Source organism: Pseudomonas sp. NY15364 (assembly GCF_048068235.1).
Classification (GTDB): Bacteria; Pseudomonadota; Gammaproteobacteria; order Pseudomonadales; family Pseudomonadaceae; genus Aquipseudomonas; species Aquipseudomonas mendocina_D.
The window spans coordinates 128,012-140,458 of record NZ_JBLUPX010000007.1; the positions used below are offsets into that span (position 1 = coordinate 128,012).

At 49.0% G+C, this 12,447-nt stretch carries 11 protein-coding genes; all 11 read left to right on the top strand.

All coding sequences use genetic code 11. From position 1 onward, the window contains the following. Window positions 1-52: 52 nt before the first annotated feature. The 11 genes from ACNFCJ_RS08605 (at window position 53) to ACNFCJ_RS08655 (ending at window position 12,446) form a co-directional block, all read left to right on the top strand. Window positions 53-1,546 carry an MBL fold metallo-hydrolase RNA specificity domain-containing protein gene (locus tag ACNFCJ_RS08605; RefSeq protein WP_416770828.1) on the top strand — a complete coding sequence of 498 codons (1,494 nt, stop codon included), beginning with the start codon at window positions 53-55 and terminating at the stop codon, window positions 1,544-1,546. Window positions 1,547-1,676: 130 nt separating this feature from the next. Then, complete coding sequence (locus tag ACNFCJ_RS08610; protein WP_416770829.1) at window positions 1,677-3,122, top strand: mannose-1-phosphate guanylyltransferase/mannose-6-phosphate isomerase; 1,446 nt, start codon at window positions 1,677-1,679, stop codon at window positions 3,120-3,122. Between the two features lie 101 nt (window positions 3,123-3,223). Continuing rightward, complete coding sequence (locus ACNFCJ_RS08615; RefSeq protein ID WP_416770831.1) at window positions 3,224-4,525, top strand: oligosaccharide flippase family protein; 1,302 nt, start codon at window positions 3,224-3,226, stop codon at window positions 4,523-4,525. A gap of 138 nt (window positions 4,526-4,663) precedes the next feature. Further along, entirely contained in the window at window positions 4,664-5,470 is an 807-nt protein-coding gene (locus ACNFCJ_RS08620) for a class I SAM-dependent methyltransferase (protein ID WP_416770833.1), read from the top strand. Beyond that, a complete protein-coding gene (locus ACNFCJ_RS08625) occupies window positions 5,467-6,570 on the top strand; it encodes a glycosyltransferase family 4 protein (protein WP_416770834.1) in 1,104 nt (367 codons plus the stop codon). The genes ACNFCJ_RS08620 and ACNFCJ_RS08625 overlap by 4 nt, the downstream gene beginning before the upstream one ends. After that, window positions 6,567-7,550, top strand: a complete 984-nt coding sequence (locus ACNFCJ_RS08630; protein WP_396507501.1) for a GDP-mannose 4,6-dehydratase — start codon at window positions 6,567-6,569, stop codon at window positions 7,548-7,550. The genes ACNFCJ_RS08625 and ACNFCJ_RS08630 overlap by 4 nt, the downstream gene beginning before the upstream one ends. Continuing rightward, the gene (gene gmd, locus ACNFCJ_RS08635; protein WP_396507503.1) at window positions 7,547-8,668 is read left to right on the top strand and encodes a GDP-mannose 4,6-dehydratase; all 1,122 of its coding nucleotides are present in this window, start codon (window positions 7,547-7,549) and stop codon (window positions 8,666-8,668) included. The genes ACNFCJ_RS08630 and gmd overlap by 4 nt, the downstream gene beginning before the upstream one ends. 2 nt (window positions 8,669-8,670) lie before the next feature. Beyond that, window positions 8,671-9,642 (top strand): GDP-L-fucose synthase, encoded by a 972-nt coding sequence (gene fcl, locus ACNFCJ_RS08640; RefSeq protein WP_079783973.1) that lies wholly within the window; start codon window positions 8,671-8,673, stop codon window positions 9,640-9,642. Continuing rightward, window positions 9,632-10,357: a glycosyltransferase gene (locus ACNFCJ_RS08645; protein WP_161492484.1), complete on the top strand. Its 726-nt coding sequence runs from the start codon at window positions 9,632-9,634 to the stop codon at window positions 10,355-10,357. Before fcl ends, ACNFCJ_RS08645 begins: the two co-directional genes overlap by 11 nt. A 34-nt stretch (window positions 10,358-10,391) precedes the next feature. Further along, window positions 10,392-11,282, top strand: coding sequence for a glycosyltransferase family 2 protein (locus ACNFCJ_RS08650; RefSeq protein WP_161492483.1), 891 nt, complete (start codon window positions 10,392-10,394; stop codon window positions 11,280-11,282). Window positions 11,283-11,339: 57 nt separating this feature from the next. Beyond that, the gene (locus ACNFCJ_RS08655; protein ID WP_416770837.1) at window positions 11,340-12,446 is read left to right on the top strand and encodes a glycosyltransferase family 4 protein; all 1,107 of its coding nucleotides are present in this window, start codon (window positions 11,340-11,342) and stop codon (window positions 12,444-12,446) included. Window position 12,447 lies beyond the last annotated feature (1 nt).

Here is a 12,447-nt window from a genome sequence, read left to right on the forward strand (position 1 = left end):
GCACTACTGGGCTGAGTCCCTTTAAATTTCGCCAGCGTTAAGGGATTGACTCGTGCGGTACCCCTCCATTGTTCATCACGGCGCCGTAACAGGTGTGACTGGCTCATGCCATCAGCTACAGATGGATGATGAGCATGCGCTGCTGATTGACTGCGGCCTTTTTCAAGGCGCCGAAACCTCCCCTGAAGGCCGGGCAGGCGCCGGCAAGCTCGCAATCGATTTCTCTCTGGACGGTATCAAAGCACTGGTCGCAACCCATGTTCATATCGACCACGTGGGCCGCATACCCTATCTCCTTGCAGCCGGCTTCAAAGGCCCGATCCTCTGCAGTGAGCCGTCGGCCAAGCTTCTACCCATCGTCCTCGAGGATGCCTTCAAGCTCGGTTTCAGTCGTGATCAGAAGCAAGTAGAGCGCTACCTCAAACTGATCGAGCAGCGCATCGTCGCCTTGCCCTACAAGCAGTGGTTCACCCTGATCGACACGCCGCAGCTCAATGCTCGTATTCGTCTACAGCGTGCTGGCCACATCCTCGGCTCGGCCTACGTCGAAGTGGATCTGCAGTACCCCGAGACGGGCGAGAAGAAACGCATCGTATTTTCCGGCGACCTGGGGGCGCCTCATGCGCCAATTCTCCCGGCGCCGAAAGCCCCATACAAAGCCGATATTCTGGTCATCGAAAGCACCTACGGCGACCGTCTGCATGAAGACCGCCGCAGCCGGCGTGCGCGTCTGGAGAAGGTGCTCGAGCATGCGCTGAGCAACCAGGGCACGGTGCTGATCCCGGCCTTCAGTACTGGCCGCACTCAGGAGCTGCTCTACGAACTTGAGGACATCATTCATCGCAGAGCGCTGAAAGAGTCAGCTAGGGCTCAGTCGAGTGCTTCCGGGCCGAACACCAGTAAAGCGCCAGCCCTCGACTGGGCAAGTTTGCCTATCATTCTCGATTCTCCGCTGGCCAGTCGCTTTACAGCGGTTTATCGGGAGCTCGACCGGTTCTGGGATGACGAGGCGAGGGCGCGCTTGGCCAAAGGCCGTAACCCACTGGCCTTCCGTAATCTGCTTACGGTGGACAGCCACCAGGCCCATCTGGCTATGGTCAACCGCCTGACGCAAACCGCTCAGCCGGCTATCGTCATCGCAGGCAACGGTATGTGCTCCAGTGGGCGCATCGTCAACTACCTGAAAGCCATGCTCGGAGATGCACGGCATGACGTGCTCTTCGTCGGCTACCAGGCGGATGGCACGCCAGGAAGGCAAATCCAGCGCTTTGGCCCGCGTAGTGGCTATGTGGAATTTGACGGGCAGCGCTATGACATTCGTGCTCAGGTGCATACCATAGGCGGTTATTCAGCTCATGCCGATCAGTTAGGGCTGGTAAGGTTTGTCACCCGCATGAGCGCGTGGCCAAATGAAATTCGTCTGGTGCACGGCGACAAGCCAGCTAGACGTGCTTTGGCTGATGCATTGCGAGAACGCTATGTTGACCAGAACAGTGATGTGGACATCCTGTTGCCGGGCATTGATGAGGAGACAGGGATGGGGTGAGCCGTTGCCATTCCTTTGCGTAGACGCCCAGTAAATCTGTGGCTTTGTCGCTCTATCTAGAGTTTGGTTGGGTCGGAAAACCGGCCTGCCATTACCTTGATCAGTACCCACCACACAGGTTCAATGTTTCATGACGTCAACTAACCCTATTCAACCAGTAGTACTGTGCGGCGGATCAGGTACGCGACTGTGGCCATTATCGCGGTCAGGTTTTCCAAAGCAGTTCCTTTGTCTGGTAGGCAACGACAGCTTGTTCCAGCAGTCCATCAAGCGTCTTCTGGGCGGTAGTGAGTCAAACGATGCGCCTTCTTCGCCTTACATCGTATGCAATGAAGAACACCGTTTTTTGGCCCAAGAGCAACTCAGGGAGCTTGGAGTCGACAATGCAACATTCCTGCTAGAACCGGTAGGCCGTAATACTGCGCCGGCGCTGACTCTGGCTGCCTTGGCAGCGCGCGATGCAGGAACAGATCCAGTACTCGTGGTTACCCCGGCAGATCAAGCTATCACTGACGACGAGGCTTTCCGCGTTGCGATGTATCGGGCGGTTGAATCTGCGGTTGAAGGCAACATTGTCATCCTCGGCATTACGCCTGACAGGCCTGAAACGGGCTATGGCTATATTAAGGTGGCTTCTGACAAAGAGGCAGTTGCTACCGTTGAGCGTTTTGTAGAAAAGCCCGATCGGGACACCGCTCAAGCCTACCTGGATGAGGGCGGCTACTACTGGAATGCGGGCTTATTCGTACTCAAGGCCTCGGTATGGCTAGCGGCTCTGGAGAGCTTTCGACCCGACATTCTTCAGGCTGCCTTGACGAGCTGGATGGGCAAGCGAATCGATGGCGCTTTCATTCGACCCGATAAAGAGGCTTTTACGGAGATCCCTAGCGAATCGATCGATTACGCCGTCATGGAGAAGTGCCCCGGAAGTGCCTTGCCCATCAAGATGCTACCGCTGGATGCTGGCTGGAGTGACCTGGGCGCCTGGGATGCCGTATGGAGCGTGTCGCCCAAGGATGACAAGGGTAATGCCCTTCACGGAGATGTGCTGATAACCAAAAGCAGTAATTCGCTTGTACATGCCAGCAGCCGCCTTGTAGCACTGGCCGGCGTTGAGAACCTTGTGGTGATTGAAACAGCAGATGCTGTGCTTGTTGCAGAGAGAAGTCGCTGCCAGGACGTTAAGCAGATTGTCAGCCTGCTTAACCAGCAGTCTCGCGAGGAGCACACCCTTCACCGCAAGGTACACCGTCCGTGGGGCTGGTATGACAGCATCGATGAGGGTGGACGCTTCAAGGTCAAGCGTATACAGGTCAACCCCAAAGCGAGCCTGAGCCTGCAAAAACACCATCATCGTGCCGAGCACTGGATCGTAGTGCAGGGCACTGCAGAAATTACTCGGGGTAGTGAAATACTGCTGCTCAGCGAAAACCAAAGCACTTATATCCCCCTAGGGGAAATTCACCGTTTGGCTAACCCTGGCAGTATTCCGCTGGAGATCATTGAAGTGCAGTCTGGTAGTTATTTGGGGGAAGACGATATTGTACGTCTCGAAGATACCTATGGGCGTAGATAATGAGATTGGTAACCCTATCGCGCTACTTGCGATTTAAACCTTTTGATGAGAGTACCGAAGAGGGGGTGAGATCCGAGCGTTATCGAAGAGCCTTATGGACCATGCTTGCCAACGTTTTTGGACGCGGTGCGTCTATGCTGGTCATGGTGTTGGCTGTTAGCTTGACAATTCCATACTTAGGGGTGGAAAGATTCGGTGCCTGGATGACTGTGGTCAGTCTGGCGGGGCTCCTGATGTTTTTGGATCTTGGAATTGGAAATGCGTTAACGAATAGGGTCGCTAAAATCAATGCCGAGGGCGGAAGAGTATGTGATGTCATTTCTGGTGGTTTGCTATTCCTGCTATTGGTGTCCGTGATTGTTCTGATTGTTTTGAGCTTGATTGCCGCTATCTTGCCATGGGATAAACTGATTAAGACTGATGACTCATCTCTCTGGGATGAGTTTAGAGATGCAGGGGTTAGTTTCGCTGTAATATTTTCTATTAGTTTGTTTTTTGGTGGTGTTCATCGGGTTTTTGCTGGTCTCCAAAGAGCCTATGAATCTCATTTGGCTAGTGTTGTTTCAGCGGGAGGGGCACTTGTTTTCCTGTTAGTTGGTGCTAGATACGAGTGCGGGATAGTTTTTCTGTTGTGGGCTACTTTGGGGGTGCAGCAAATTTCCGGATTTTTTTTATTGCTTAGACTTTGGTGGCAGGGTCTTTTTGGCTTTAAAAAAGGTCTGTTTTTTATGCGAGTTGAGAAAGATAACCTGATTCAGGTGGGAGGGCTCTTTTTTGTTTTGCAGCTGGCTTCTATTGTTTATGTGGGAATGGATGCTCTGTTGATATCGAGTGTCTTAGGTGCTGCGCATGTGGCTATATATACGGTGGCACAGCGTTTGTTTCAGTTCGTAAGTATACCTCTCTCTATTATTAATGCGCCGCTGTGGGCTGCTTATGCGGATGCTCACACAAGGAGAGATGGTTTTTTTATTGTGCATACATTTAGAAGGAGTTTATTTTTAACTGTTTTGATCGGTTTATTTGGAGGGGGTGTTCTGTGGTTTTTTAGTCAGGATATTATCGGGTTTTGGACTGGTGGTAGTCTGAACGTGCCTCTGTCTTTGGTTGGAGCCTTTTTTGTTGTGATGGTTGTAGAGTCTTTGGGGCATGCGTTAGCAATGGCTCTGAATGGATGTGGTTTTATTAGGGAGCAGGTGTTTTTTGCTATGGTAATGATTTTTTTTGGTGTAACTTTCAAGGTTTTAGGTTTCTTTCTTTATGGGATTGAGGGAATGCTATGGGTTTGGGCATTAATCTATTCTCTTTGTGCGGTTTCTTTATATGGGATTCTGTGGCGGCAAAAGATAGGTAGAGCGATGTCGTGCTCTGTTGAGTTGCGTAATGATATGCAATCCTCTTAATGTGGGTTTGTGTTTGTTTGATTTAGTGGCTTTTTTGAAGATGTTTTTGCGAGAGGTAATGGGGACAGATTTTTTTGGGGGCTCTGCTTCTATTTTTTAGATGGCTATTTGGTCGATATAGATTTGGGATTCAAAGTCGTGGATGAAGTTAGATGTTCGATATGCCAAGGTCAAATGGTGCATGTTTTCTCTGCGATACTGTTGGGGAAATATAATGCGGATTATAGGGTTTGCCAATCGTGTGGTTATTTAAAGGTTCATGAGCCGTATTGGCTGAGTGAGGCTTATTCCTCTGCTATTGCTGATGCTGATACAGGCTTGGTCGCGCGAAATGTTTTAATAAGCGAAAAACTTTCATCACTGTTGTTCTGGGGGATGGCTGAGCGTGGCCGTGGTCGGTATTTAGATTCTGCCGGTGGCTATGGAATGCTGACTAGACTGATGAGAGATTATGGTTTCGATTTTTACTGGTCTGATAAATACTGTAAAAATTTTCTAGCGCACGGGTTTGAATATGAAGCGGGAGCAGGGCGCTGTCTTGCGGTAACGGCTATGGAAGTCTTAGAGCATGTAACAGATCCTGTTGGGTATGTAGAAGAAACTCTTCGTTATGCAAGTGCCGATACATTAATTTTTTCTACTGAGCTTTATGATGGTGTGCCCCCCAACCCGGATGAATGGTGGTACTACTCGCTTCCTACAGGGCAACATATTGGTTTTTTTCAGCTTCGGACGCTGCAAGTACTTGCTGATAAATTGGGTCTTAATTTCTATAGCGCCAACGGGATTCATATCTTCACGAGGCGAAATCTAAGGAAGAAGTGGTTACGTATTGTCACTAGCTCTTATTTTGCGAAAGCTACTGCTCCTTTGCTCCGCCGTCTTATGAAGTCAAAAACAATGGATGACCATTGCAAAATTTTAAGCTCGGTGTCAAGGCCATGAAAATTGTCTACGACCACCAGATTTTTTCTTCCCAGCGCTATGGTGGTATTTCTCGTTATTTTTTTGAGTTAGCCAAAGGTTTAGCAGAGGTCGTTGGCGATGATGGCAGTGTTAATGTCAATAGCCCTTTCTTCGTAAATAATTATTTATCAGGGGCGCCTTCTTCCTTCGGCGTACTTGGAAAACACATGCCTGCCTTCCGTGGGGTGGAAAGATTTTGTCGTGCGTCTAATACGGTTCTTTCACCGTTGCTTATGAGGGCACTTAGACCCGATATTGTGCACGAAACCTATTATTCTAGCCGGCCCTCGGCTCCCCGCTCCAGTCGTACCGTCATTACAGTTTATGACATGATCCACGAATTATTTCCTCAATCTTTTTCGGAGAAAGATAAAACCTGTTCCGTTAAGCGCCAAGCTGTCCAGAGAGCTGATCACGTGATCTGTATCTCTGAACATACGCGACAAGATCTTGTTCGCTTGCTTAATGTGCCAGTCGAGAAAACATCAGTGGTTCACCTTGGCTTCTCTCTCACTACTTCAGTGATTGAGGATGTCCAGGAGCCCGTGCGCCCTTATTTGCTCTATGTGGGAATGCGAGACGGTTATAAGAACTTCGAGACGTTACTTCGGGCGTATGCATGCCAACCATGGCTGAAAGAGAATTTTGATCTTATTGCTTTTGGAGGCGGACGATTCAGTGCGTCTGAGTGCGCCATGATCGAGCGACTGGGTATTGTCGCTCAAGTTCATCAACATGGCGGCGGCGATCAGGTTCTTGCTTCCCACTACAGACAGGCAGCTCTTTTTGTCTACCCCTCTCTCTACGAAGGCTTTGGTATTCCTCCTCTGGAGGCGATGAGTTACGGCTGTCCTGTCGTTTGTAGTAATACTAGTTCCATACCTGAGGTTGTGGGTGCTGCTGCTAGAATGTTTGATCCTGACTCCACGGAATCTTTAGCCAACGCTTTAGTCGAGGTACTGCAGAGTCCGGAGGCCTGTCAAGAATTAAGACGGCTCGGACTGGCTCGAGTGAATGAATTCTCTTGGAGTCGCTGCGTTAGAGAAACTCACGCGATCTATCAACGGGTTCTGTCATGAAGGCATTGATTTGTGGTATCGGCGGGCAAGATGGTAGCTATCTAGCGAAGCTTTTATTGGAAAAGGGATACGAGGTTATTGGCACTTCACGCGACTCGATGATCGCTCCGTTTACCAATCTTGAGCGTCTAGGAATAAAGCATCAGGTTAGCCTGGTCTCGATGGCCATCAATGACTTTCGTAGTGTGCTGACGGTAATTGATACTCATCGGCCAAATGAAATTTACAATCTTGCTGGTCAAACGTCCGTAGGCCTTTCTTTTGAGCAGCCTGTCGAGGCGATGGAAAGCATCACCCAAGGCACACTTAATATGCTGGAGGTGATTCGCTTTGTTGATCCCACTATACGTTTTTATAATGCTGGATCCAGCGAGTGTTATGGCGATACCGGAGCGGAAGGTGCTGATGAGGATCGTCCATTTTGGCCCCGCAGTCCGTATGCCGTAGCGAAGGCTTCTGCTTATTGGTTGACTCGTAATTACCGTGAGTCTTACGGCTTACACGCTAACACGGGAATTCTATTTAATCACGAATCTCCTCTACGTCCAGAGCGGTTCGTGACGCAGAAAATTATTCGAGCAGCTGCTCGTATCGCTATAGGAAGTAAAGAAAAATTAAATTTGGGTAATATCGATATTTATAGGGATTGGGGATGGGCTCCTGATTATGTTGATGCGATGTGGCGAATGCTGCAACGAGATGAGGGAGGAGATTACGTTGTAGCCACAGGCGAGTCCTGCGCTCTTGAGGAGTTTGTCCAGAAAGCATTTGCTCATTTTGGTCTCGACTGGCGTGCGCACGTCACCATCAATAGAGATTTGTTTCGTCCCTCAGATATTAAATTCAGTTGCGGTAATCCTCTGAAAGCCAAGCAAATACTGAATTGGTCAGCAGCCTATAAGGTTGGTGATGTTATATCCGCGATGTGTTCGGAAGCAACTCAACAGGAAATTTCTAAGCGTAATCAGGAATTGAAATGATGAAAAAAGCTCTTATCACCGGAATAACCGGCCAAGACGGCTCTTACCTCGCAGAGCTGTTGTTGGAGAAAGGCTATGAGGTGCATGGTATCAAACGACGTGCTTCGTCATTCAATACTCAGCGTGTGGATCATATTTACCAAGATCCTCATGTAGAACATCAGAATTTCGTCCTTCACTATGGGGATCTGACCGACTCCTCGAATCTCACGCGCATTCTGCAAGAGGTTCAGCCAGACGAGGTTTATAACCTTGGCGCTCAGTCGCACGTGGCAGTCAGTTTTGAGTCGCCGGAATATACGGCGGATGTCGACGCGATGGGGACGTTGCGGCTGTTGGAGGCTATCCGTCTGTTAGGGTTGGAGAAAAAGACACGTTTCTACCAAGCCTCTACATCTGAGCTGTATGGTTTGGTGCAGGAAATTCCGCAAAAGGAAACGACGCCTTTCTATCCGCGTTCTCCTTATGCCGTGGCCAAGCTATACGCCTATTGGATCACCGTTAATTATCGTGAGGCCTACGGTATGTATGCCTGCAATGGAATTCTCTTCAATCATGAGTCGCCGCGTCGCGGTGAAACGTTCGTTACCCGGAAGATCACTCGAGGTCTTGCCAATATAGGTCAGGGGCTGGAGAAGTGCCTGTATATGGGCAATATGGATGCTTTACGCGACTGGGGCCACGCTAAGGACTATGTGCGGATGCAGTGGATGATGCTGCAGCAGGATCGGCCGGAGGATTTTGTTATTGCGACCGGTGTTCAATATTCGGTGCGTCAGTTCATTGAGTGGTCTGCAGCGGAACTCGGCATTACGCTTCGCTTTGAAGGACAAGGTGTAGAGGAGATTGCAATTGTCGAGACCGTTGAGGGCAACAAGGCTCCGGCGCTCAGTGTGGGCGACGTCGTGGTGCGTGTTGACCCTCGCTATTTCCGTCCTGCCGAGGTAGAAACGCTGCTGGGTGATCCCACCAAAGCCAAGCAAACGCTTGGCTGGGTTCCGGAAATTACGGTGCAGGAAATGTGCGCTGAGATGGTCAGTGAAGATCTCAAGGTTGCGCAACGCCACGCGTTGCTAAAGACCTATGGTCACGATGTACCGGTGTCGGTGGAGAATTGAGCGTGGCGCATGATCTGAACCAGACAATCTTCGTTGCCGGCCATCGGGGGATGGTTGGTTCAGCGATTGTCAGACACCTTAAAATGTTAGGTTATAGAAATATCCTGACCGCTGCTCGTGATGAATTAAACCTGCTTGATCAGGCCGCCGTGCAGCGTTACTTTCAGGCTAACCGCATAGAACAGGTCTATCTGGCCGCTGCTAAAGTAGGCGGAATTCATGCCAACAATACCTATCCTGCTGAGTTTATCTACGAAAATCTGATAATCGAAGCTAACGTTATTCACAGTGCGCATTTGGCCGGTGTGAATAAATTACTTTTCTTGGGGTCGTCTTGTATTTATCCCAAGCTTGCGCCTCAGCCGATGTCTGAGGATGCCTTGCTTACTGGATTGCTTGAGCCAACGAATGAGCCCTACGCCATCGCAAAAATTGCAGGGATCAAGCTTTGCGAAAGTTATAATCGCCAGTATTGTCGCGATTACCGCAGTGTGATGCCAACGAACCTTTATGGTCCTGGCGACAATTACCATCCCGAAAATAGCCATGTGATACCAGCGCTCATTCGACGTTTCCATACGGCAAAAGTTAACGGTGATGCTGAGGTTGTTGTTTGGGGAACGGGTACTCCACGCCGTGAGTTTCTATATGTGGATGATATGGCTGCTGCCAGCGTATACGTCATGAACATGTCTGAAGCTCGCTGGCAAGCTTCAGTCAGCCCTATGTTATCGCACATTAATGTTGGGTGCGGTCACGATAATAGTATTAAAGAAGTGGCTGCGTTAATTGCAGAAGTTACTGGTTATACTGGTAATTTAATCTTTGATAGAACCAAGCCGGATGGAGCTCCAAGGAAACTGATGGACTCTAGCAAGTTGCATCAGTTGGGTTGGCGGCCTGTTATTGGGCTGGATCGAGGGATTCGTGACGCTTATGAAGCATTTCTAAAGGCGGATGCTCATGGCGCTTAAGGGAAAAATTAGCATCGTTACGGCTACTTATAATGCTAAGCATGTTTTGCCGGGACTGATTGCTTCTTTACGAGAGCAAACAGATTTAAATTTCGAGTGGGTGGTTGCGGACGGCGCATCTACAGATGGAACGCTCGAACTTTTGATGTCTATTAAAGATCTTGATATAAAAATAATCTCTCAGGAAGATTTTGGTATTTATGACGCCTTGAATCGTGGCGTAAAGGCATGCTCTGGTGATTACTACCTAGTAATCGGTGCGGATGATATTTTTTATCCGGATGCGATAGAGGTTTATCGGGCTGCAATAGAGCCTAATGTGTCGTTTGTGACGGCTGGTGTAGATGTTGGTGATGTAAGCGTTTTCGCTGGGCGTTCACCCTCATGGAAGGGAGGGCACGCTGCTTATTTTTCCTGCCATGCAGTGGGTGTGTTGATAAAAAAGAAACTGCATGATCGCTATGGTTTTTATTCGCGACGTTATCCTATTTTAGCTGATCAGTTGTTTTTGCTCAGCGCAGCGGCAGGGAATGAACAGATTAAGAAGCTGCCTGTAGTCGTGGGAAGGTTCAATGAGGCTGGTGTCAGTTCTATTGATCGGGCTGGTACAATAACCGAGCTTTATAGGGTTCAGCTTCAGTTGGGAAGTAATAAATTTGTTCAAACGCTATTGTGCTGTTTTCGGTTGTTAAAAAATATCATCACCAGTAAGTGAGCAGGTGATGTGGTGCTTTTTTCTCGGGTTTCATATGCGTTTTGATATTGTTGTTCCGGTTTATAACAAAGCTCATACCGTTTTGCGCGCTGTCGAGTCCGTCCTTTCTCAAGAGTATGGGGATTTTGCTCTTTATGTGGTGGATGACGGCTCATCTGATGGTGGTGTCGATTCTTTAAATCTTATTGCGGATAGTCGATTAACTGTCTTACGCCAAGATAATTCCGGTGTTTCTGTTGCAAGAAATAAAGGTGTTTCGCTGGGCCGTTCGCAGTATGTTTGCTTTCTGGATGCCGATGACGAATGGGATAAGAATTTTTTGCAGCGCATAGTTTCGTTGATTTCTGATTTCCCAGCAGCGGCTATATACTCTACGGGGCACAGGGTTAACGAAGATGGTGTTGTTCGTGATGTTACATCTAGCTCGGTGCGGCGTGGTTATGTCACCGACTTTTATTCGCTCTCAAGAAGTGTTGAGTTAGTTAATAGCTCAAAAGTGGTGTTAAGGCGTGACGTGTTGGATGAGATAGGTGGATTTCCACCTGGAGTAAAGGTGGGTGAGGATCTTTATGTTTGGATTCGCGCAGCTTTTCAGAGAAAGGTTGCCTATGATCCTTCTGTGGCAGTAACTATATTTAGAATGTTTGATGAGGGCAAAAAAGAGCGCTCTAAGTTAGTCCCTTATCCGCTTGAGTATTTCTCCCGGAATCGGGAATTTTTCTCTGGTGCCGCATCGTTAAAGAGGTACGTGGAATTTATTGGTCTTCGCCATGTGATTGGCTCTGGGTTGAACGGGGATTTTCATGGTGGTTTGATTCGCGCCATTGCACTTGTAAAGTTAAATTTTTTTCTAGGGCTTTTTTCATTTTTTATCATTATTCCACCCCCGGCTTTTTTGCGCTATATGAAGAGGCTTGTTCGATAGTGCACCTAAGTAGATCTGCTTTTAGTGGTGTAAAGTTTTACTGAGGAATGATTTCAATTGCGCAGTATAGTTTTTGTCATAACCCGTTCTGACGTGATGGGTGGGGCCAGTGTCCATCTTCTTGATCTTGCTGCGGGCCTTCAGTCTTGTGGTTATGACATAACTATTTTGGTCGGTGGGCAGGGCGTTTTTCTGCAGCACGCGCGGGATCGATCATTAAGTTGTATTTCTCTGAAGTATTTGACCAGAGAGATCGACCTGATTATTGACGTTAAAGCGATATTCGAGTTGCGTGGCGTGCTAAAGCGCTTGAAGCCAGATCTGATTCACTTGCATTCTTCTAAGGCCGGAATTATCGGACGTATCAGCGCTATAGGGTTGACTGTTCCTTGTATATTCACGGCCCATGGCTGGGCATTTACCGAAGGCGTATCTCCAAGGCGCCGCTTCCTATATCGATTTATCGAACGGCTCATTGCCCCGTTGGCAAAACGGATCATTACTGTCTCCGACTATGACAGGAGCCTCGCCTTGGCGGAGCGGGTTGCGCCACCAGGCCAGCTCGCCGTGGTGCATAACGGCATGCCAGATATTCCTGCCAAGATGCGGGCTCAGCGGGTCGCAGTGGGAGATATCGTACGCTTTGTCATGGTCGCTCGTTTTGAGGCGCCTAAAGATCAGTTGTCATTGTTGCGCGCCTTCGCAGCGCTTCCCTCAGAGCGTTGGTGCCTTGAGCTGATTGGTGATGGGCCGCAGATGCAAGCTGCGATCGATCTTGCGACAAGCCTTGGCTTGGCTGACAACGTCATTTTTTCGGGAGCTTGCATCGATGTTTCTTCACGGCTTGCAGCATCAGACGTATTTATCTTGATCTCTCGCTGGGAAGGATTGCCGCTGACTATTCTTGAGGCAATGCGTGCTGGCCTGCCAGTTATCGCATCCGATGTAGGAGGCGTCGCCGAAGCTGTAGAGGACGGTGAGACGGGCTATCTGATCAAGCGTGACGCTAAAGGCTTACTAGTAGAACGCCTCGGTCTACTGCTTGCGGACGCTGAGATGAGGCGGCGCATGGGCGAGGCAGGACGGCTTCGATATGAATCCGATTTTACGTTTTCTCTAATGCTGAATAAAACCATCGCGGTTTATGAAGAGGTGCTTCTTTAAT

Excerpts from the sequence above, each read along its gene's own strand:
- gmd (WP_396507503.1), top strand. The coding sequence starts at position 7,547 with ATGATGAAAAAAGCTCTTATCACCGGAATAACCGGCCAAGACGGCTCT.
- ACNFCJ_RS08615 (WP_416770831.1), top strand. The coding sequence starts at position 3,224 with ATGCTTGCCAACGTTTTTGGACGCGGTGCGTCTATGCTGGTCATGGTG.
- ACNFCJ_RS08645 (WP_161492484.1), top strand. The coding sequence starts at position 9,632 with ATGGCGCTTAAGGGAAAAATTAGCATCGTTACGGCTACTTATAATGCT.
- ACNFCJ_RS08630 (WP_396507501.1), top strand. The coding sequence starts at position 6,567 with ATGAAGGCATTGATTTGTGGTATCGGCGGGCAAGATGGTAGCTATCTA.
- ACNFCJ_RS08650 (WP_161492483.1), top strand. The coding sequence starts at position 10,392 with ATGCGTTTTGATATTGTTGTTCCGGTTTATAACAAAGCTCATACCGTT.
- ACNFCJ_RS08625 (WP_416770834.1), top strand. The coding sequence starts at position 5,467 with ATGAAAATTGTCTACGACCACCAGATTTTTTCTTCCCAGCGCTATGGT.
- ACNFCJ_RS08610 (WP_416770829.1), top strand. The coding sequence starts at position 1,677 with ATGACGTCAACTAACCCTATTCAACCAGTAGTACTGTGCGGCGGATCA.